Source organism: Stenotrophomonas sp. 2619, from assembly GCF_040548725.1.
In the GTDB taxonomy this organism is placed as follows: domain Bacteria; phylum Pseudomonadota; class Gammaproteobacteria; order Xanthomonadales; family Xanthomonadaceae; genus Stenotrophomonas; species Stenotrophomonas maltophilia_AP.
In genome coordinates this window covers 1-20614 of record NZ_JBEPSF010000011.1, presented here as the reverse complement: position 1 = coordinate 20614, position 20614 = coordinate 1, and the positions used below count along the sequence as shown (strand labels likewise).

Sequence of the window (20614 nt, the reverse complement as noted above, 5' to 3'; positions counted from 1 at the left end):
CGGAGCGTTGCCGATGAACATGCGTACCACCGTCCTGTCCGTGCTGCTGGCACTTACTGCCACCGGCGTACAGGCGCAGACGCCGCCCCCGCAGGATGTCGCCTGGCCGGGTGTGCTGCGCATCGAGGTGGACGCACGCGACATCGGCCGGCGCATCTTCAAGGTCAAGGCCACCATTCCGGCCAAGCCTGGCCCGCTCACCCTGCTGTATCCGCAGTGGCTGCCCGGTGCGCATTCGCCCAGTGGCCCGATCGACAAGGTGGCCGGGCTGGTGGTCACCGCCAACGGCAAGCCGCTGCAATGGACGCGCGATCAGTACGACGTGTACGCCTTCAAGGTGAATGTGCCCGACGGTGCCAGCGAAGTGGTGGCCGAGTTCAAGTTCCTGTCGTCGCAGGGCGGCAGCCAGGGCCGGGTGGTGATGACCCCGGAAATGCTCAACCTGCAGTGGAACGCCAACTCGCTGTATCCGGCCGGCGTGATCACCCGCAACCTGCAGGCGCAGGCCAGCGTGACCCTGCCCAAGGGCTGGAACTACGCCACCGCGCTGGAAACCGAGCGCCGCGACGGTGACACCGTGGTGTTCAAGCCGATCAGCTACGACCACCTGGTCGATTCGCCGCTGTTCGCCGGCCGCTACTACCAGCAGTTCGACCTGGATCCGGGCGCCAAGGTGCCGGTGCGCCTGAACGTGTTTGCCGACGATGCCAAATCGCTGGTCGCCAAGCCCGAACAGCTGCAGGCGCACCGCGCGCTGGTGCAGCAGATCTACAAGCTGTACGGCGCGCGCCACTTCGATCATTACGACTTCCTGCTGGCGCTGACCAGCAAGCTCGGCGGCATCGGCCTGGAGCACCAGCGCTCCAGCGAGAACAGCGCCGAGCCGGGCTATTTCACCGAGTGGGACAAGAACTGGCTGGGCCGCGACCTGCTGCCGCACGAGTTCAACCACTCCTGGAATGGCAAGTACCGGCGCGGTGCGGACCTGTCCACGCCCAACTTCAACGTGCCGATGGGCGACAGCCTGCTGTGGCTGTATGAAGGCCAGACCCAGTTCTGGGGCCAGGTGCTGGCCGCGCGCTCGGGGTTGTGGAGCGTGCAGCAGACCCGCGAAACCCTCGCCAACGTGGCGGCCACCTACGATCGCGGCCGGCCGGGCCTGGCGTGGCGCGCGCTGCAGGACACCACCAACGATCCCACCATCGCCCAGCGTCGCGCGCTGGCCTTCCGCAACTACCAGCTGAGCGAGGACTACTATTCCGGTGGCCAGATGGTGTGGCTGGAAGTGGAAGGCAAGCTGCGTGCGCTGACCGGCAACAAGCGCAGCCTCGACGATTTCGCCAAGGCGTTCTTCGGCGTGAACGACGGCGACTGGAACGTCCATCCCTACACCTTCGAGGACGTGGTGCACACCTTGAACGGGATCGCGCCGTTTGACTGGGCCAGCTTCCTGCGCGAGCGCCTGGACGGGCATGGTTCGCTCACCGGCGGGTTGGACGCGGCCGGCTGGAAACTGGTCTACACCGATACCCCGAGCGACGCGGTCAAGGCGCAGGAAACCCGTGCCGCCGGCATCAACCTGACGTACTCGCTCGGCGTCAGCGTGGCCAACACCGGGGCGCTGACCGACGTGCTGTGGGACAGCCCGGCGTTCAACGCCGGCCTGGCACCGGGCATGACAGTGCTGGCCGTCAACGGGCGCGTGTTCAAGGGCGACGTGCTGAAGGACGCGGTGACGGCCGCCAAGACCGACAAGGCGCCGATTACCCTGCTGGTGCGCAGTTTCGACCGCATCGACACGGTGAGCCTGGACTACCACGGTGGCCTGCTGTACCCGTCGCTGCAGCGCATCGCCGGCAAGCCTGATCGCTTGGCCGAGCTGTGGAAAGCCCGATGACCTCGCGCGGCCGCGATCTACTCATCGTGGCCGTGGCCATCGCCGCCATCGTCGGCGCGGGCCTGGACGGCGATGGACGTTGGGTGCACTGGCTGGCCAAACCACTCGCTACCTTGTTGATCGCTTCGATCGCATGGCAGGCGGGTCAGGTCGCCCGCAGCCCGGCCACCTCAACAACACGGCCAGCAGCCGGCTACCGCCGTGCGGTGCTGGCCGGCATGGGCCTGTCCTGCCTCGGCGACATCGCCCTGATGCTGCCGATGGACGCCTTCGTGCCGGGCTTGGTCGCGTTCCTGCTGGCGCATGTCTGCTACATCATCGCCTTCCGCGCCGGCATCCACGCCGGGCGCGGACTGGGCGTGGCGGCCGTGCTGCTCGGTGCCTTCGCCGCGGGCAACCTCATCGCGTTGTGGCCGCACCTGCCGGCCGACATGCGCGTGCCGGTGCTGGCCTACGTGGTGGTGCTGGCGGTCATGGCGATCCTCGCGCTGGCGCGGCACTGGCGCGCGCCGGCACCGCAGGGCGTCGACCGGCGCGGCACGGCGTGGGCGGCGGGCGGCGCGGTGCTGTTCGTGGCCAGCGATTGCCTGCTGGCTTGGGACCGTTTTGGCGGTGGGTTGCCGATGGCCAGCCTGCTGGTGCTGAGTACGTACTACGCCGCGCAATACGGCATTGCGCGATCGGTTCCGGGCGCACACGGCACGCGCGGAGGTTGATTGCGGCTGCGCCGCGGCTCAGTCCGCGGCGCCCACATCCTGTGCACTGACGCACGTGCGTCGCGGCGGACACAGCCGGTCCAGCAGTGCCAGGGTCACCCCGTTGCTCCAGCCGAAGCCATCCTGCAGCGGGTACTCGCCGCCACCGCCGCCACTGGCTGAGCCGTCCACCACGTACTTCTCCACCAACTTGCCGTCGCTGTCGTACACGGCCTGCACGGTGTCCAGGAAGCGCGTGCCGATGCGACGCGCCAGCGTGTTCTCGCCATAGCGCTGCAGCCCATCCACCGCGACCCACTGCAGCGGTGCCCAGCCGTTGGGGGCGTCCCACTGCTGCCCGGTACGCACGGTGGTGGTGAGCAGGCCGCCCTGGCGCAGCAACTGCGCGTCCACCGCTGCTGCCGTCTGCCGGGCCTGCGCGCGGGTGGCTACCTGCAGCCAGAGCGGAAACAGCGCCGCTGCAGTGAGGGCAGGGCGGGTTTGACCGCGCTCGATATCGCGATCCACGTACCAGCCCTGGGTGGCGTCCCAGAGCAATGTATTGATCGCCTTCTGGCGCGCCTTCGCCCGCTGCTCGTAATCGCGTGTCGCAGCGCGGTCCCCCGCCGCCTTGCTCGCGCGGGCCACGGTTTTTTCCAGATGGAACAGCAGGCTGTTCAAGTCCACCGGCACGATGGCGGTGGTGTGGATGCTGCCCAGCGTGGCCGGGTCGGCCAGCCAACGGGAGCTGAAATCCCAGCCGGACTCCGCCCCCGCGCGCAGGTCGCGATACACCTGCGATGGCGCGCGCTGTGGCGCCTGCGCGGCGGTGGCCAGATCGTCGGTCCACGATTCAGTACGCGGCACCGCACGCCCATCCCAGTAGCGGTTGAGCAGTTGGCCGTCGGCCAGCCGCACCACGCGCTCGCTGGCCGCACCCGGTTGCAGGCCGTCGGCACCGCGCATCCAGAACGCATGCTCGGTACGCAGTTGGGGCAGGTAGCGGCGGTAGGCCTCATCGCCTTCGTGGGTGGCCAGCAGGTCCACCATCACGCTGAAGAACGGCGGCTGCGAGCGGCTCAGGTAGTAGCTGCGGTTGCCGTTGGGGATGTGCCCGTACTGGTCCAGCTGCCAGGCGAAGTTGTCGACCATGTCGCGCACCTGCTGCCAGCGCCCGCTGGACGCCAGCCCCAGCATCGTGAAGTAGCTGTCCCAGTAATAGACCTCGCGGAAACGGCCGCCGGGCACCACGTAGGGCTTGGGCAGCGGCAGCAGCGAGCCATGCGGGTCCACCGTGGGGGTGGCGCGGGTCAGCACCGGCCACAGGCCGTCGATGTGGGCACGCAGGGTTTCGCCGGCCGGAGGCACATAGGGCGCCGTATCGCCGGGCACCGTGAACTGGGCGGCGACGAAGGCGGGCAGGCTGTAGCCCGGCTGCGTCTGCGCCTGCTGCCAGTGATCAAGCAGCGCACGGGCATCCTGGCGCGGGATGGCGTCGGCGAAGGTCTTCTGGTCCTTGAACAGGTGAGCGCCCTGGACTTGCTGGAACAGCGGCTGCCACTGTTGGTCGGGTGGCTGCGGCGCCTGGCGGGCGGGTTCGGCGGCGCCGGTGCTGGCGGTGCAGAGCAGGGCGGCCAGCATGAGGCCGGTCAGTCGGGAACAGGCGGGCATCGGGGGCTTCCAGGCGGGACAGGGCCACTGTAGGCGGCCTTGCGTCAACGCGTGGTGGGGTGGGGAGTGTGTGCCTTTCCCTTGGTGGCGGGCTGGGGCGGTGCCAATTGACCGCTTGGGGGCCTCCACCGTAGAATTGCCTGCTCAGCCGGAATAGCTCAGTTGGTAGAGCGGCGCATTCGTAATGCGTAGGTCGTAGGTTCGATTCCTATTTCCGGCACCAGATACAGCAAAAAGCCCCGGCCTTGGTCGGGGCTTTTTGTTTGGGCTGTGCTCGGAACTATTTGATGGGAAAGGGGTTCGCGCCCAGCTGAGTGCTGGCCGGGCTTCGTTGCTGCGAGTTGCGGATGGGTCGTGTCCGCGCGCCGAGGCCGCGGTACCATCGACAGGGCGGCTTCAGGGTGACTTAGCTGGAGACGATACTTCCTTGTACAGCCGCTATCCTGAGATCCGGGATGCTGCTGGGCCAAAGGCTGATGAGCGGGACGCTCTTGCAGTTCCGACAGATGACTGACGAGAAAGGTCGCCGTCTTTAAGCTCCGGTCGAAGACCCCTCTCGGGCAAGATCATACCGGCTAAACTCTCACGAGTGTCGATACAGGGGAATGGAATGCCTTCGAAGATCATCATTGAAAACCTGCGCCATATCAAACGTCTAGAATTTGAAATCCCGAGTCAGGGATTGTGGCTGCTTACTGGTGCAAATGGCACGGGGAAGACTTCACTGCTCGGATGCATCAGGCGTATCGGATTTAGTAACTCCTTTCCCCTTCATTTCCCTGCCTCGAAAAAATCCGATCGATTGGATTCCTACGAGGGAGCGACAATCTCTTACGAGACACCAGGTGGAGACGTTTCATACACGTACCGAACTGAACGGTGGGTTCCTACGCCGAAGAAAAACAGCAAGGTTCTATCGCTCTTGCCGTACCCGAACGTGCTTTACATTGCGGCGAATGCAGATCGAATCGAGCCGAGTCAGGAGGATTTCTCGCCTAGACGAGTGCGCGCCGCCCCGCAAGGAATAATTGATGCGGCTAACAGGATATTCTGCACGGACAAGTTCGACGCTTTGAAGACAATCAATGTGCGCCGAGGAGTGGGGAGTCAGGCGTTCTTGATTGAGCTTCCCGATGTAGGAGGAAAGAAGCAGTACTTCTCAGAAAAGAACCTTAGCTTGGGTGAGCTGTGTATCATTAAGCTGCTACGAATGCTGCAGGATTGCCCTGACAACTCCCTCTTGTTGATAGACGAGCTTGAGCTTGCGCTTCATCCTACAGCACAGGCAGAGTTGCTTAGCCATCTGGGTGAGATTGCTGGCAGCAAGTCCTTGACCGTTATTGTGTCTACGCACTCTTCCACATTGATCAAGCAAGCCTCACGTGACAGCCTGTTGTTCCTTCAGGAGACGGAAGACGGCGTTGTTCAATGTACACGCGGCTGCTTCCCGTCTTATGTCCTGGGCGCACTGGCCTATCGTGAAGAGGCGGCATCCGACATTTTGATATATGTAGAAGATGAGTCTGCCAGAATTGTTGTGGAACAGTTGGTCCGGCATGCGATGACGCGTTTGTACGCAGACGGATCTATCTGTCCAGGTGTTAGTGCTGTTCCGGTCGGGGGGGTTGCAAATGTGCTTCGCTTTTTCGTTCGTCAAACTCCGTTGCTTCCGGCGATCACAAAGGCGTACATGGTCCTTGACGCAGATGCTCAGCAGTCAATCGCGGATGCAAGGGTTGAGGAGATTGTTAGAATCGCGGCGGAACAGGCTGCAAATATTTCCTACCTGCCTTACACGCCAGAACTGGGGCTTGTAGAGTATCTTCATGGAAATAGAACGGAAGCGTTGATGAAACTGAGACAGCATTTCGTCCTCAACACCTTGAGTCTTCGCGCTCAAGACATTCCGTTAGTGCCGGATGATGCGGCCAAGCCCCGGAAGGTGGCCAAGGGAATCGTGGATAAGGTTTGCGATCTGTTGGCTCAACAGCTGCCTAATGCAAGTTCATCGGACGTCGAGGTTGCATTGCTGAAGTTGCTAGCGGACCACACGTTCAGAAACTCGATGCCTAGAGTCATGCAGCAATTTGGACCGATCCTTCGGGGATAAGCGAAGCTGCGCGCGGACGGTCCTCATCCAAACACCGCCTCGCATCCTGTCCTAAGTTGGCCTTATCGCCACTTACGGACGCTCGCGGACGCAGAGCTTCTATGAGGCGTATCGCAAGCACTACGTGGCGCGCTTCGTGCGACGCGAGGGGCGTGAGCCGCACGGCTTTGCTTACCGTATCCACGGTCTGGAAGCAGGTGACTTCACTAGCATCTGGCGGGCACGCCAGCGCGCGGATGCGATGGGGGTGCCCTACGAGCGGTATGTCATTGAGCTAATGCTGGATGCTGACGCTAGCGGGACGCGACAGCTGCCACGGCCGAATCAGCTTTGCAGTGACTCCAAACTGCCCATGCTGCTCGAGCGCTTGGAGCAGAAGCGGGCAGAAGGAATTTTCGATCCCTTTGCAAAGGACTTCGACCCGCGATTCTATGCGGCTAACTTCGTGGGCGACCAACAGCAGCTGGACGCCCTGGCGTGGATCGAGGAGCAGATGGCAAAGGCTGGGAGCGTTCGCAAACCGGTGGCGCTCAATCGCTTCATGTGCATCGAGCAGCTGATTTCGGAAGCAGAGGCTATGCGCCGGTTTGGGCAGGAGCTCGTCAATGAGGCTAAGGCCCACCGAGGGGGTTACACCTCGCGTACTCCGGTGGTGCTTGATGCCCCCGGGCCCTCCGATCCAGCCTGCTTTGGTATGCGCACCGAAGGGCATGCAATCTGCAGCCAATGTCCGGTAGCCGGGCGTTGCACCGAATTTCGTGCCGAAGTCGAGGAAAGGGTCCAGGAGCGATTCGGGGTGCTGAACGTTCCGAAGGAGCGTAAGCGCATTGCGGCCCGAGACCGCAAGCGTCGACAGCGCGAGCGAGAGCGCAGTGGGACCGCTATGACGGATCAGGAGCTTCACCGGGTTCTGAAGGAGGCAGGGGATCCCAAGGTGATCCAGAGGCGCGAGAAGGACAAGCAGGGCCGGGATAGGAAGAAACGCAAGAGCCAGGCGTAGGCAAGGGTCCGGCACTAGGCGAGATGTCACGCTTCCCTATATTCATTAGCTCTTACTTATAAGCTTTAACATACATAGGGAAGCGTGACATCGAGGCCTCCCAGCCCTGAGATCCTAGCGCTCAAGAGGTTGGCTTCCGGCAGGCGCTGCCGCCCCGACGCCCCCCCCCGGAAGGGTACGAGTTGGTGTTCAATTTGCATCTCCTTACGCGTTCTCCCTCGGCTGGATCCCTCGTAGCCGATCCTCCGGCCTTCTAGAGGCACACCGGTTTCCCGTCCGTTAGGACCCTGTCTCGGGAGCTCTGCATGCCCTTGCGGCCTCTGCCGTGTATGAAGCGCTGCTGCCGATCCGCGTCATACCTAGCCTAGGTGACGTGATCATTAGCCGGAGATCTGGGTGATGCAGTTGTGGTTCAATCACTGATAGCGCAAGTCTGTCTCTGCCGACCGGGTGCCGGTGCGGGCAGGGCTGACCGTCACTTTCGCGAGCGCGAGGAATGCTGCCGTTTGCCCCATGCTAAGCGCTACTAAAGCGCATGCTGCCTGAGTTCAGCACGCAGGACGCGGGCGGCGGTGTATGAGTCGATGCCTGCACTCGCAAGACATGGGGGCCATGTATGAAGCGTAAGGTGGTGTTCGGCCTTGTAAGGGCGGTAAAAAATGTGTGCCCTTCACGTCTCATCCCCTGCGACCGATATGCTCAAGGATGCACAAAACAATCACCGGGACGGCTAAATGGATCGTTGGACGTGGATGATGGTAAGGATGTATGTGCCCGCACTTGGGGTCTTGGCGCTAGGTTTGCTACTGATGCTGCCGTTGGGAACGCTCCGGGAGAGTCCGGTGCTTGCAGGGGTGTATGCGATGGTGCGATGGGTCCCGGCGTTGGCTATCGCTGTATCGGTCACCCTTGGACTCGTCGCTACTCTAAGGCTTTGGCGCTGGGATCAAGGGCGCAGCGCTTTGGTTTGCGAATGCGGTGGCTTGCTGGGACGGGAGCGTCGTGGGCGTTTTGGTGCATATCGAAAGTGTCTCGCCTGCAACCGCAACGTCAATGATAGGTACTACACGTAGGTTCGGTTCCGGGTCCGAACACCACAAGCCGCTGTCCGCCTTGAAAGCAGGCATGAGCCCCATCTGGCTTTCCCTTGGGGCTTCACGGGCCCGAATCAGCTCAAAGTGACGGCTCCCCGGCTTACAAGACACTTATCGGCACCCCGGCGGCCAGTTGAGGTTGGCTAAGTCGTTGTTCCCAAAGGACATCAGGCTATCTCTGGTGCCATGAGTAACTGCATCAGTACTGCGCGGTAGACCGGCTGAGCCGCTGGTGTCGGCAAAGGCACTACTAGTACTCTAGGTCGCACAAGTGAGCGATTGGGGTGGATTCGTTGCCATGAAGATGACGACATGGGGATTTTTCAGGCGTGAGGGGGGCTTTTCCTTCGTCACCTACATGTTTGATGTTCTGTCAGATGGACTCGAAACGGAGGGGAGAAAGTGATCATTCCTCCGCGAGCCATCTTTACTGGAGATCCCAGCTGCTGGCCCGTGACCGGTCTTTCAGATCGGGAGGCGCTTGATCCAGAAGGCGTGGGAATCGACCTTAGGCTGGATAAAGTTCATGTCATTGCAGATGGTGGTGAGCTGCTGGTGGAGACTCGGCGGACTTCAACTTCACATTCCGTCGATGCTGATGATGAAGGGTGCTACGTCTTCTCACCTGGGAATTGGTACCTCGTCACGACGGTGGAGTCGATGAATCTCCCGATGAACCTAGCTGCGACTATTTTCCCTAGAAGCACGCTATTTAGAAGTGGTGTCGCACTTCACTCGAGCGTAGTTCCACCGGGATATTGCGGGGCGCTGACTTTTGGTCTTAGTGTGGGCGGGGGAAGTGATTTTGTGATCCAGCGTTATGCTCGATTCTGCCATCTCGTCGTTGCTACTGTCGCTGATGGCGCTACGCCTTATCGCGGGCAGTGGCAGGGGGGGCGAGTTTCTCAGCCATCCCCAGAGAGGCAGAAATAATGAGTGTGATAGAAATCAGTGGCAGAATTGCAAGGGACGAAAGGGCCTTCTCGGATGCAGGGTTGTCCGATAGGAGCCTTTTGTACTTAAAGGGTGGTCTGGATCCGGGCGCGTACTCGATTGATTTGAGCGTCGGAGGGGCCTGGAACGAAAGCTATGGGTTGACTTCAGGGCAGTTGTATCGGATCCCTCAGGATGGTCTCGACATAGGGAGGCATGGGTCCATCGTGATTGAAGTCGCAGAGGACATTAGAGTTCCGCATAACATGTACGGAATCTTAGTTCCCACCGGTAGCCTGTTCCTTGATCGAGGGATACTTATTGCCCCGGCTAAGGTTGAGCCGTCTTTTTCCGGTTTTTTGAAATTGAGGCTTTTCAATACTACCGGCTACAAATATTGTCTGAAAAGTGGTGACAAGATTGCATCTGTCGTTTTTTTCTCTACTGAGAACACGTCGTTCCAGCCCAGGGTTGAGAAGACAAGCTTGACGATAGATGGCAAGGTGCCACTTAAGAAGAGCTTGTGGGGCTGGGTGGTGCGAAATCGTAATCAAATAATTACTTGGTTGATTGCTATAGTGTTCAGTTCTGCGTCGGGCGCATTCTTTTCAGGCTTGCGCGAGCGGTCTCCCGTCCAAGATGGTGGCCAAAACGTGCATTCGTCCGAAACCATGAATATCAAGGGCAGGTGATGCTAGTTGTATCTGAAAACCTAAAGGGTATTGCTAAGTCTTTTGATGTTTGTCCGGGCAGTCTTGTTGAGGAGTTTTCCCTAAAGATACTGCTCGACAGGACGGTTAGGCGAATGCGTGATGATGCCTGGGAGTCATCCCCGGTGCGTTATGGTGCTAGGTATAATGCCGATGACTTTTTCTTTCCGGAAGAGCAGATTTCGGATTCCTTAATGCTGCTGCCGGGTCAGAATTGCCTTGCTTGCTCGCAGCATGAGTACTTCATGCCCCCGGGTTATTTCGGCCTCGTGCAAACTAAGGGGAGTCTTGCACGTCTATTCGTCACTGCCACCGCGAACGACGGGCAGGTGGAGCCGGGGTATAAAGGAAAGATAACTTTGGAGTTGTCGAATCTTGCGAAATTTGCCGTTAGCATTCCGGGTGGTAGCGAAGTTGCGCAGATGTTTGTCTTTCGGTGTAGCAGTAACTCAATTACCCCCTACAATGGCCGCTATCAGAACGCGCAGGGTCCGACGGTGGCTACCTTCTAGCATGCGGGGCTTTGGGGGGGGGGGCGCTTACTTTGTGATTGATGTAGTGGACCTAGCACCGCTGGCGCCTCAAATGGTTGGTGGTTGACCGGCTTCATTCCCCTTACGGGCAGCTCGGTCCAAGAGAGTCGGCGAATCTCAGTGCGACCATGAATGAGGCGGGCTAACTTGTTGGGGCTTACGCGTCCGCCGCATGTTGGGAGGAATAGGCTGCGGACCGGCTTGCAGCACAGAAGTGCTGGTTATGTGTTCTGCATAAAGCGTTGCAAGCTCGGGTTGGTCCAAGGCGGAAAGCTCTTCACGAATGAGGCCGGGCTCGGGTGGCATGAATCCCGACAACTCTTCCTGGGCCGTCTGCGAGTAGACTTGCCGCATTCGGTGGAAGAACTCCATTGAATCGCCTATCCGACGGTGACGCCGTCTGGCATCTTGGAGTTGGAAGACGTTGAACCCTGTAATCTTGATCCCGGTACAGATCGCCATGTTTGAACAGACTTTTAAGAATATCGACGACATCCTGCACAAGGACGCTGGCTGCACGAGCGAGCTCGATTACACCGAGCAGTCCTCTTGGCTACTCTTCCTGAAGTACCTCGACGCACTCGAAGCCGACAAGGCGAGCGAAGCCGCGCTTGAAGGCAAGCCTTACCGTTACATCATCGAACAGGCCTACCGCTGGGAGAGTTGGGCAGCGCCCAAGGGGGCCGACGGCAAGCTTGATCACAACGCGGCGCTCATCGGCGACGATCTACGTGAGTTCGTTAACGCCAAGCTGTTCCCGTATCTCGCCGGCTTCAAACAGCGCGCCAGCGGCCCCAACACCATTGAATACAAGATCGGCGAGGTCTTCGGCGAGATCAAGAATAAGATCCAGAGCGGCTACAACCTGCGCGACGTGATCGAGCGCGTCGACGAGCTGCGTTTTGGCGCACAGGCCGAGAAGCACGAGCTCTCGCACCTGTACGAAGCCAAGATCAAGAACATGGGCAACGCCGGCCGTAATGGCGGCGAGTACTACACGCCCCGACCGCTCATCCGCGCCATGATCAGGGTGATCAAGCCCAGGATCGGCGAGCGCATCTACGACGGCGCCTGTGGCTCGGCCGGCTTCTTGTGCGAGGCCTTTGAGTACCTCTCCGACCAGCCGGGCCTGACCACGGCCGACCTCCACACCCTGCAGACGAACACGTTTTACGGCAAGGAGAAGAAGAGCCTAGCGTACGTGATCGCGATCATGAACATGATCTTGCACGGCATCGAGGCCCCGAACGTAATCCACGCCAACACGCTGGCGGAGAACATCGCCGACATCCAGGACAAGGACCGCTTCGACATCATCTTGGCCAACCCGCCCTTTGGCGGCAAGGAGCGCAAGGAGGTCCAGCAAAACTTCCCCATCAAGACCGGCGAAACCGCCTTCCTGTTCCTGCAGCACTTCATCAAGACGCTCAAGGCCGGGGGGCGGGCGGCGATCGTCATCAAAAACACCTTCCTGTCGAACACCGACAACGCCTCGACCAGCATCCGCAAGCTGCTGCTGGAGAGCTGCAATCTGCACACGGTTCTCGACTGTCCGGGCGGCACATTCCAAGGTGCCGGCGTGAAGACGGTTGTGCTGTTCTTCGAGAAGGGCGCCAAGACCCGAAGTGTCTGGTACTACCAGCTCGACCCGGGCCGTAGCCTGGGCAAGACCACCGCACTGAACGATGCCGACCTGTTGGAGTTCGTCGAGCTGCAGAAGACCTTCGCCGATTCCCCCAAGAGTTGGACCCTGGACGCGACAAGCATCGACACCACTACCTATGACTTGTCGGTCAAGAACCCGAATGGTGGCCAAGTGGTCACGCTGCGAAGCCCGCAAGAGATCCTCGACGAAATCGCCGCCCTCGACGCCGAAAGCGCCGGGATTCTAGCCGCGATCCGGGAGCTGGTGGCGTGATGGAGGGATGGGAGTACAAGCCGCTGAGCGAGATCTGCGGCTTCCAGCGTGGGCTCACTTATGCAAAGGCGGACGAGGCGGACTCTCCTGGCCATACCGTGCTGCGAGCAAACAATATCGCTTTGGCATCGCATGAGCTCGACTTGAGCGAGCTAAAGTTCATTTCGGATTCGGTCGCGGTTCCTGCGTCAAAGATCGTTCGTCCAGGGTCGCTGATCGTGTGCACAGCAAGTGGCAGCAAGGCCCATCTTGGTAAGGTCGCCTACATCGACTCTGACTACGGCTACGCTTTCGGTGGCTTTATGGGTCAGCTCACGCCTTACGAAGGGGTTGATGGCCGCTACCTGTTCTATGTGCTGATCTCGTCGGGGTACAAGGAGTTCATCGCGACTCTGTCCGATGGCGTCAACATCAACAACCTCAAGTTCGACGATCTGGGTCGTTTCTCGGTCGCGATGCCCCCTCTGCCCGAGCAGCGCCGCCTCGTCGCGATCCTCGACGAAGCCTTCGAGGCCATCGCCACGGCCAAGGTCAACGCCGAGAAGAACCTGCGGAACGCGAGGGAGCTGTTCAGGAGCGAAGCGAAGAGCATCTTCCTGCGGGGCGCAGCATGCTGGCCGACTAAGACAGTCGACCAGCTGTCGACGAATCTTGACAGTAGGCGCGTGCCCATCACCAAGAGCGACAGGAGGGCGGGTGAGTTCCCTTACTACGGTGCTTCAGGCATCGTGGACTATGTGGCTGACTACATCTTTGACGGTGATACCCTGCTGGTGTCCGAGGACGGCGCAAACTTGCTTGCACGATCGACGCCCATCGCTTTCTCGGTCAGTGGTCTGTACTGGGTCAATAACCACGCCCACATTCTCAAGTTCGCGAACATGGCGACACAAAAGTTCGTTGAGTTCTATCTGGAGAGCATTCCGCTTGATGAGTACATCACTGGCGCTGCCCAGCCGAAGCTGAACCAGAAGGCTCTGAACTCCATTCCGATCCCGATCCCGGCCACGTTGAACGAACAAGTAAAAGTCGTAGCTAGATTGGAGAGAGGGTTGGAGCAAAGTGAACAGCTCCAGCGGGTGTACGAGCGCAAGCGCAACGCCCTCGACGAGCTCAAGAAGTTGCTGCTGCACCAGGCCTTCACTGGCCAGCTCACGGCCAAGTCCATCGACGAGCAACTGGAAGCGGTGACATGAACGAATCCGAAACCCGCGCCGAGCGCATCGACCCCGCCCTCAAGGAGGCCGGTTGGGGTGTGGTGGACGGCAGCCGCATTCGCAGGGAGGTCATCGCGCCCGGCCGCCTGCAGGGCAAAGGCCAGCGGGCCAAGGCCGAGATCGCCGACTACGTGTTGATCTACCGGAACACTAAGCTCGCTGTCATCGAGGCTAAGGCCTGGGACAAGCCCCACACCGAGGGCCTGGCGCAGGCCAAGCAGTACGCGCGGAAGCTGGCGGTGCGCTTCACCTACGCCACCAATGGCCAGGCCATCTACGGCGTGGACATGGCCACGGGTGAGGAGGGTGATGTCGCCGCCTACCCGAGCCCCGACGAACTCTGGGCCAAGACCTTTGCGGAACCCAACGCCTGGCGCGACCGCTTCGCCGGCGTGCCCTTCGAGGACAAGGGCGGCGCCTGGGAAAGCCGCTACTACCAGGAGATCGCGATCCGGCGCGTGCTCGAAGCCATCGCCGAGGGCCGCAAGCGTATCCTGCTGACCCTGGCCACCGGAACCGGCAAGACAGCGATTGCCTTCCAGATCGCCTGGAAACTGTTCCAGAGTCGCTGGAATGTCGCCGACTGGGATGGGCAGGGAGAATCCTCGCGGCGCCCGCGCATCCTGTTACTGGCTGATCGGAACATCCTCGCCGACCAGGCCTACAACGCCTTCTCGGCTTTCCCCGACGATGCCCTCGTGCGCATCGCACCGGACGAGATCAAGAAGAAGGGCCGGGTACCCAAGAATGGCAGCATCTTCTTCACGATCTTCCAGACCTTCATGAGCGGCGCGCCCAAGGATGGGCAACCCTCTTCCTACTTCGGCGAATACCCCCCGGACTTCTTCGACCTCATCGTCATTGACGAGTGCCACCGTGGCGGTGCCAACGACGAAGGCCAGTGGCACGCGATCCTGAACTACTTCGCGCCGGCCGTGCAGCTGGGCCTCACGGCCACGCCCAAGCGTCGGGGCAACACGGACACCTATGCGTACTTCGGTGAGCCGGTCTACACCTACTCGCTGAAGGAAGGCATCAACGACGGCTACCTGACCCCCTTCAAGGTCAAGCAGATCGCCACCACGATCGACGACTACACCTATACTCCAGACGACGCGGTGGTAGAGGGCGAGGTCGTGCCCGGCAAGCGCTACGTCGAAGGTGACTTCAACCGCGCAATCATCATCCCCGAGCGCGAGGAGTACCGGGTCAAGCTCTTCATGGGTATGATCGAGCAGAGCGAGAAGACCATCGTCTTCTGCGCCACCCAGCCGCACGCGCTGATGGTGCGCGATCTGATCAACCAAGTGAAGGCGAGCAAAGACCCAGATTACTGCGTGCGCGTGACGGCCGACGACGGCGCGCGGGGCGAGCAGGCGCTGCGCGACTTCCAAGACAACGAGAAGACGATCCCGACGATCCTGACGACCTCACAGAAACTCTCAACCGGCGTGGATGCGCGCAACGTGCGCAACATCGTGCTGATGCGGCCCATCAATTCGATGATCGAGTTCAAGCAGATCGTCGGCCGCGGCACACGCCTATATGACGGCAAAGACCACTTCACGATCTATGACTTCGTGAGGGCGCACCACCATTTCAGCGACCCAGAGTGGGACGGCGAGCTGCAGGAGCCGGAACTGCCAGGGCAGCCCCGCCCACCGCGAGAGCCGGAGCCCAACCCGGAGCCACCGCCGATGGGCGATCCGGAGCCGCCGCGGCAGAAGCTCAAGGTCAAGCTGGCCGATGGCAAGGCTCGAACCATCCAGAGCATGTCGGCAACGACTTTCTGGAGCGCGGACGGGCGGCCGATGTCGGCCGCGCAGTTCCTCGAAGCCTTATTCGGAACCCTACCAGAGTTCTTCAAGGACGAGGACGAGTTACGCCGGATCTGGAGCGCGCCCGAGACCCGTAAGAAACTACTGACCGACCTAGCTGAGCGCGGCTTCGGCAAGGAGCCGCTGGCCGAGATGCAGAAGGTCATCGAGGCCGAAAAGAGTGATCTTTTTGACGTTCTGGCCTATGTCGCCTATGCCCGAGACCCGCTTTCGCGGGAAGATCGAGCGGAAGCCGCGCGCATCGCTGGAGCCGGCGAGTTTACCGACAAGCAGCAGGCGTTCATTGACTTCGTACTCGCGCAGTACGTCAAGCAGGGCGTGGACGAGCTTGACGCGGAGAAGTTGTCACCGCTCTTGCGGCTTCGGTACAGGGCGCTGAACGACGCCTTTGCAGAGCTCGGCGAGCCAGAGCTTGTGCGACGGGTTTTTATGGACTTCCAGCGACATCTATATGAATCGCTCAGGGTTCCATAGAGACCCGGCAGCCATAAACCATAGGTTAGTCGGTATAGGCTTCAGCGATCGAGTGACCGTATAGATAAGGAGCGTCCTCATCCGCGTCTGGGGCTGGCGGGATGGAGTTGTCCATAAGCCGAGGCTTACTTGGCGCTTACCGCCAGTCGGGACAGTCCCGGTAAGACTCCGGAACGACCCGTTGGACACTTGCCAGGCGAGCTCGGTGTGCCGTTCCTGTGGCGACGGTCCATGCCGGTCCGCTTGGCCGGAGTCGGGTTCATCCGATCAGTTGCTAGTCTCCTGGGCCGATAGTAGGGGCGCTAGGCTGGGTTCGTAATGCGTAGGTCGTAGGTTCGATTCCTATTTCCGGCACCAGATACAGCAAAAAGCCCCGGCCTTGGTCGGGGCTTTTTGTTTGTGGCGATACCGCCGTTGGTAGTGTCGGCCGCTGGCCGGCGACCCAGTAGTGCCAGCCCATGGCTGGCAGCCCAGAATTTCCAAGCCGCGCGACCCACTCGCCCCAGCGGCGATGCCAACGGTAACGTGATCGAGCGCTATGACTACGAGCCCTGCGGTGCCGTCGTCGGTGGTCAGGCCACGGATGGGCCGGGGTATAACGTACATGTCAGTGATGCAGCCACCGGTCTGAGTTACATGCAACAGCGGTACATGGATCCGCAGTTGGGGGTGTTCCTGTCTGTGGACCCGGTAGCGGTAAGTTCCGTTGATGGCAAAAACTTCAACCGTTACTGGTACGTGTCGACTAATCCCATCTCAAAGATTGATCCGGATGGTCGATGCGACGGACCATGGACTTGCGCGATTGATCGCGACATCGCAGCGATGAATAGCGGTGACATGACGCAGGATGAATTTGCATCTCGATCGGAGGCCCGTGCAGCAGGAGCAGTTATTGGAGCGTCTGCAGGCCCCGCCATTGTGGCAACGGATGGTCGTGTCGTTCCTCTGACTGCCAATCTGATGCGGCTTCTCGGCAGGAAGGAGATCAGTCCTGAAGCAAGGAGAGATGTCCGTTCATTGGAAAAGAAAATCGAAGAACATCAAAGGAAGCTTCAAGATTTCAAAGATAATCCAACTGTCAGGCCTGGAATGGAGAAGCTTCCGCAGGAGCTGGTTGCTCGACAGCAGTAACGACGGATCAAACATCTTGAACAAGAGGTAAAGGCATTCAGAGGAAATATTGAAAAGCTCAAGAATCCCCGCCACCGCCACCGAGGCCCGGATCATGATGATGAATTTTGGTTCTCGCAGAGTTTTCCTATGCGATGTCGAATCCTTTGAACGTATCGAAAGTAGGATAAATAGTGAGAATTATGCGTTGTTGCTTCCTGCTTCAAGAATGTCTGAGGTCGAGTCGTCATTGAGTTTTGCACTCCAGGCGGTTCGTTTGGGGTGCAAGGAGATTTGTTGCGTTGGCCAGTTTTCCGATGCGCTGGAGGACGCTCTTGATGCAGTGCTGGAGCTCGAGGGAAAGCTTGAAGTAGCAACGACTTCCTTGCCGGTAGAAAGCGAGGCTCTTGAGTACTTCCTCTTCACGGCTGGCGGTGCGGAGCCGGGCATGGATTTGGTTGCGGTAGTGGAGAATAACTCCGCTCTCAGGTGCACGCTGGCCTCTTTGATCAGATGAAGGACAGTCCACACGAAATGAGCCGGTGTGTGTCCCCCCCCCGTTTTTACTGCCACAAGCAATTGCACGGGAGAGATTGGTAATGAATGAGGCGATCGTACCTAAAGATGGTGAGAACGAGATTGCGGTGCCGCAAGCTTGGCGGCCCATCCTCGCAGCCATCGTTGATGCGCTGATCCAAGGTAGCGAACCATCGCTATCGCAGGTAACCCTTCAGGCTCCAGATGTGTGGGCAAGCGCGCAAGAGAGCATTCGCGCGTATGGCGCACACTTGAAAAGGCTGCCAAGCGAGTCTTGGAGCTCTTCCGTATGCATTTGGTGTGGAGATTTTTGGAACGTTCTGGTTGATCTTTACACAGAAGAGGAGGGGAGGAGTGATCTAGTGCTTCAAGCTCACGTGTACGAAGTTGGCGAAGGATATCGATACGAGGTGGTTTTGGTATACGTGCCGTAGAGACTGTGGGTCTGTTCGAATTTCATCGGTTTTCAGCTTGAGTTGTAGCTGAACAGGCGGCTACATGGGGTGGGGTCGTCCACTGCGGACGATCCGCATCCAGACACCGCCTCGCATCATGTCCTAAGTTGACCTTATCGCCACTTACAGAAAGTCGGTCAATGTCATCCGCCCTCAACAAGCGCATCGTACTCACAACCGAGCCCAAGGATCGCCCCTACGAGCTCAGGGATGCTTAGCTTCGCGGTCTGATTCTTCGCGTGCAGTCCTCAGGGCGCAAGGCTTGGACCGTTACCTGGGCGCACGGTAAGTACCGTACATTGGGTTCGGTCGATCACCTGACCCGGGACCGAGCCCGGCAAGCGGTGGCTGAATACGTTTAGTCCGGATTGCCGACGCTCGCAAAGTCCAAGCCCACTAGTTGCACGCTCGAAACGCTGCTCAACGAGCATTTCGAGCCTTGGACGATAGCTGAGCTCAAGGGTGGTCGTCAGTACCCGGACCGCATCCGATCGGTGTTCCCGTGGCTAAAATCGGAGAGCACGGCGTATTCGGTCGCGACACCAACAGTTCAGCTGGGAAGAGCATAGACATTCCCGCTAACGGAAATAAATCACATGAAACCCTTCACTACGATTGATTCTCTGGCTGATGGATCGCTCTACCTTCCAGCGCAGCTTAAGGGGCTGGATTCATTCGATCAACTTGATTTGTTACGAGGGGCGGAAGTAACGCGTTGCTGCATTCCTGCTGCTCAGCGCTCGGATCTTGCGTGGTCGGCCTGCCTGGAGTTCAGTTCTGGGTACTCACTTGAAATTACTTCATCCAGCACCTTGGTTAGTGGCTGGGATGAGTATGGGACGATCAATCTTGCTCTGGCACCAAGCGCCGTCAGCGATGGGGATCAGGTTGGCCTCTCGGTACTGGTGGGCTTTGTAGTAGGCCAGATCAGCATCCTTCGGTGGCAACGTGATGGCATCCTTGTCGATGCGGGAATAGAGTTCCGTTCAAAGCATGGCGGAGAGACGTTCAGTGCCGTAGCTGTCGACATTCCGGGTGCCTTTTCGATGTCGTTTCCTGGTGGCGCCCCCAAAAATTGGCAGTTCCCTGCGGACGAGTACGCGCGGGTAGATGTATGAATGCGTAGGTCGTAGGTTCGATTCCTGTTTCCGGTACCAAATACAGCAGAAAGTCCTGGCCTTGGCCGGGGCTGTTTTGTGTTCTGGTAGCGCCGGGCCATGCCCGGCGGAACGCGCGTCCCCAGTAGTGCCAGCCCACGGCTGGCAGCCCAGGATTTCCGAACCTCGCGGCCTACTCACCCCGTCGGCTTCCCAGGCGCTTAGTTCCTCATACGATTCCTGACCTGGAAACCGCAGCTGGCTATTCCTGTGCTATGAATAGTCAGCCTTGCTCGAAGGCTCTTTCAGGGATTGGAAGGATGCGCAGGTTCGGGGGAGCTGCAAGCGGTGTGTTGACCCGCTTCAGGGGAATTGAAGGTCGAATTCGGAAGCTGGGAGCGTTTGGCGCTTGGCTGAGCTGCGTGCTGCTGACTGGCCTTGGCTTGTCGCCAGCCGCAATTGCCCAAACGACGGTCACGTACATCCACACCGATGCACTGGGCTCGGTTGTGGCCGAGAGCGATGCCAGTGGCAACGTAGTCAAGCGCTATGACTACGAGCCCAATGGGAGCGGTGGTTGGTGGCCAAGTTGAAGATGGCCCGGGGTACACAGGGCACGTAAGCGATGCGGCCACTGGGCTGAGCTACATGCAGCAGCGGTACATGGATCCGCAGTTGGGTGTGTTCCTGTCGGTGAATCCGGTGACGGCGTATCAGCAGCCGGTGGGGCAGTTCAATCGGTATCGGTATGCGAACGGGAATGCGTATCGCTTCACCGACCCAGACGGACGCCTGTCACGTGGTACGGGATGGACCGAGAGACAATGGAATCAGTTCGACCGCGCCCAACAAAGTGCCGCAGGTAGCTTGGAGAAGGCGGCTGGAAAGATCACCGGCGCCATGGCCGAAGGAGGTAAATCGCTTCAGCGCGCCGAGAAGGCATTTGAGCGGAACTTTGGCGCTGGCTCAGCGACGGCAGAGAATATGTCCAAGGCAGCCTCGGATATGAGTCCCATGGCTGCGGTATTGCGGGATACCAGCACAGGAGCTATCCCGGCTAGTGGCATGACGGGCGCACAAATCACCGCCACGTATGGGGGCGGTGGAGATACCTTGGCGGGGGTGCCTACTACCGGGCCGAAAATGGCCATCGTCAACACTACGCATGCGAGTTTTAGTGATTCCTCCAAATTGGCCTGGGGGGGGGGGGGGGGGGGGGGGGCCCGGGGGGGGGGGGGGAGGGGGGGGGGAAAAAATAAAAAAATAATAAAAACTAAAAAAAAAAAAAATATACTAACCCAACAAAAAAAAAAAAAAAAAAA

At 59.7% G+C, this 20614-nt stretch carries 16 protein-coding genes and 1 tRNA gene; 16 read left to right on the top strand and 1 reads right to left on the bottom strand.

The features are described 5' to 3' along the window. Positions 1-13: 13 nt before the first annotated feature. Positions 14-1897 carry a M61 family metallopeptidase gene (locus ABIA71_RS12170; RefSeq protein ID WP_354285403.1) on the top strand — a complete coding sequence of 628 codons (1884 nt, stop codon included), beginning with the start codon at positions 14-16 and terminating at the stop codon, positions 1895-1897. Further along, complete coding sequence (locus tag ABIA71_RS12165; RefSeq protein ID WP_354285402.1) at positions 1894-2613, top strand: lysoplasmalogenase; 720 nt, start codon at positions 1894-1896, stop codon at positions 2611-2613. Before ABIA71_RS12170 ends, ABIA71_RS12165 begins: the two co-directional genes overlap by 4 nt. Positions 2614-2631: 18 nt before the next feature. Here ABIA71_RS12165 and treA read toward each other — a convergent pair whose 3' ends face one another. After that, positions 2632-4263 (bottom strand): alpha,alpha-trehalase TreA, encoded by a 1632-nt coding sequence (gene treA, locus ABIA71_RS12160; RefSeq protein ID WP_354285401.1) that lies wholly within the window; start codon positions 4261-4263, stop codon positions 2632-2634. A gap of 147 nt (positions 4264-4410) precedes the next feature. Between treA and ABIA71_RS12155 the strand changes: the two genes are divergently transcribed. The 14 genes from ABIA71_RS12155 to ABIA71_RS12095 form a co-directional block, all read left to right on the top strand. Beyond that, positions 4411-4486, top strand: a tRNA-Thr gene (locus tag ABIA71_RS12155). A gap of 387 nt (positions 4487-4873) precedes the next feature. Beyond that, the gene (locus ABIA71_RS12150) at positions 4874-6373 is read left to right on the top strand and encodes an ATP-dependent nuclease (protein WP_354285400.1); all 1500 of its coding nucleotides are present in this window, start codon (positions 4874-4876) and stop codon (positions 6371-6373) included. A 124-nt stretch (positions 6374-6497) separates the two neighbouring features. Then, a complete protein-coding gene (locus ABIA71_RS12145; RefSeq protein WP_354285399.1) occupies positions 6498-7373 on the top strand; it encodes a hypothetical protein in 876 nt (291 codons plus the stop codon). A 1496-nt stretch (positions 7374-8869) separates the two neighbouring features. Next, positions 8870-9400 carry a dCTP deaminase gene (locus ABIA71_RS12140; RefSeq protein ID WP_354285398.1) on the top strand — a complete coding sequence of 177 codons (531 nt, stop codon included), beginning with the start codon at positions 8870-8872 and terminating at the stop codon, positions 9398-9400. Further along, positions 9400-10092: a dCTP deaminase/dUTPase family protein gene (locus ABIA71_RS12135; RefSeq protein ID WP_354285397.1), complete on the top strand. Its 693-nt coding sequence runs from the start codon at positions 9400-9402 to the stop codon at positions 10090-10092. The genes ABIA71_RS12140 and ABIA71_RS12135 overlap by 1 nt, the downstream gene beginning before the upstream one ends. Further along, on the top strand, positions 10092-10622 hold the full coding sequence (locus ABIA71_RS12130; protein ID WP_425603221.1) for a dCTP deaminase: 531 nt from the start codon (positions 10092-10094) through the stop codon (positions 10620-10622). The genes ABIA71_RS12135 and ABIA71_RS12130 overlap by 1 nt, the downstream gene beginning before the upstream one ends. A 481-nt stretch (positions 10623-11103) precedes the next feature. Then, positions 11104-12561 (top strand): class I SAM-dependent DNA methyltransferase, encoded by a 1458-nt coding sequence (locus ABIA71_RS12125; protein ID WP_354285396.1) that lies wholly within the window; start codon positions 11104-11106, stop codon positions 12559-12561. Then, positions 12561-13757 carry a restriction endonuclease subunit S gene (locus ABIA71_RS12120; protein WP_354285395.1) on the top strand — a complete coding sequence of 399 codons (1197 nt, stop codon included), beginning with the start codon at positions 12561-12563 and terminating at the stop codon, positions 13755-13757. The genes ABIA71_RS12125 and ABIA71_RS12120 overlap by 1 nt, the downstream gene beginning before the upstream one ends. Next, positions 13754-16090 (top strand): EcoAI/FtnUII family type I restriction enzme subunit R, encoded by a 2337-nt coding sequence (hsdR, locus tag ABIA71_RS12115; protein ID WP_301866606.1) that lies wholly within the window; start codon positions 13754-13756, stop codon positions 16088-16090. Before ABIA71_RS12120 ends, hsdR begins: the two co-directional genes overlap by 4 nt. A gap of 525 nt (positions 16091-16615) precedes the next feature. Next, entirely contained in the window at positions 16616-17224 is a 609-nt protein-coding gene (locus ABIA71_RS12110; RefSeq protein WP_354285394.1) for an RHS repeat-associated core domain-containing protein, read from the top strand. A 100-nt stretch (positions 17225-17324) separates the two neighbouring features. After that, the gene (locus tag ABIA71_RS12105; protein ID WP_354285393.1) at positions 17325-17720 is read left to right on the top strand and encodes a type 2 periplasmic-binding domain-containing protein; all 396 of its coding nucleotides are present in this window, start codon (positions 17325-17327) and stop codon (positions 17718-17720) included. A gap of 82 nt (positions 17721-17802) precedes the next feature. Further along, the gene (locus ABIA71_RS20865; RefSeq protein WP_502961240.1) at positions 17803-18174 is read left to right on the top strand and encodes a DUF7668 domain-containing protein; all 372 of its coding nucleotides are present in this window, start codon (positions 17803-17805) and stop codon (positions 18172-18174) included. Positions 18175-18791: 617 nt separating this feature from the next. After that, positions 18792-19313, top strand: coding sequence for a hypothetical protein (locus ABIA71_RS12100; RefSeq protein ID WP_354285392.1), 522 nt, complete (start codon positions 18792-18794; stop codon positions 19311-19313). A 528-nt stretch (positions 19314-19841) separates the two neighbouring features. Next, on the top strand, positions 19842-20614 hold a 773-nt coding region (locus tag ABIA71_RS12095), incomplete at its 3' end, for an RHS repeat-associated core domain-containing protein (RefSeq protein WP_354285391.1).

Bases quoted from the DNA above. Each gene is read 5' to 3' on its own strand.
- ABIA71_RS12170 (WP_354285403.1), top strand. From the start codon at position 14: ATGAACATGCGTACCACCGTCCTGTCCGTGCTGCTGGCACTTACTGCC.
- ABIA71_RS12165 (WP_354285402.1), top strand. From the start codon at position 1,894: ATGACCTCGCGCGGCCGCGATCTACTCATCGTGGCCGTGGCCATCGCC.
- treA (WP_354285401.1), bottom strand. From the start codon at position 4,263: ATGCCCGCCTGTTCCCGACTGACCGGCCTCATGCTGGCCGCCCTGCTC.
- ABIA71_RS12150 (WP_354285400.1), top strand. From the start codon at position 4,874: ATGCCTTCGAAGATCATCATTGAAAACCTGCGCCATATCAAACGTCTA.
- ABIA71_RS12135 (WP_354285397.1), top strand. From the start codon at position 9,400: ATGAGTGTGATAGAAATCAGTGGCAGAATTGCAAGGGACGAAAGGGCC.
- ABIA71_RS12130 (WP_425603221.1), top strand. From the start codon at position 10,092: ATGCTAGTTGTATCTGAAAACCTAAAGGGTATTGCTAAGTCTTTTGAT.
- ABIA71_RS12125 (WP_354285396.1), top strand. From the start codon at position 11,104: ATGTTTGAACAGACTTTTAAGAATATCGACGACATCCTGCACAAGGAC.
- ABIA71_RS12120 (WP_354285395.1), top strand. From the start codon at position 12,561: ATGGAGGGATGGGAGTACAAGCCGCTGAGCGAGATCTGCGGCTTCCAG.
- hsdR (WP_301866606.1), top strand. From the start codon at position 13,754: ATGAACGAATCCGAAACCCGCGCCGAGCGCATCGACCCCGCCCTCAAG.
- ABIA71_RS12105 (WP_354285393.1), top strand. From the start codon at position 17,325: ATGAATTTTGGTTCTCGCAGAGTTTTCCTATGCGATGTCGAATCCTTT.
- ABIA71_RS20865 (WP_502961240.1), top strand. From the start codon at position 17,803: ATGAATGAGGCGATCGTACCTAAAGATGGTGAGAACGAGATTGCGGTG.
- ABIA71_RS12100 (WP_354285392.1), top strand. From the start codon at position 18,792: ATGAAACCCTTCACTACGATTGATTCTCTGGCTGATGGATCGCTCTAC.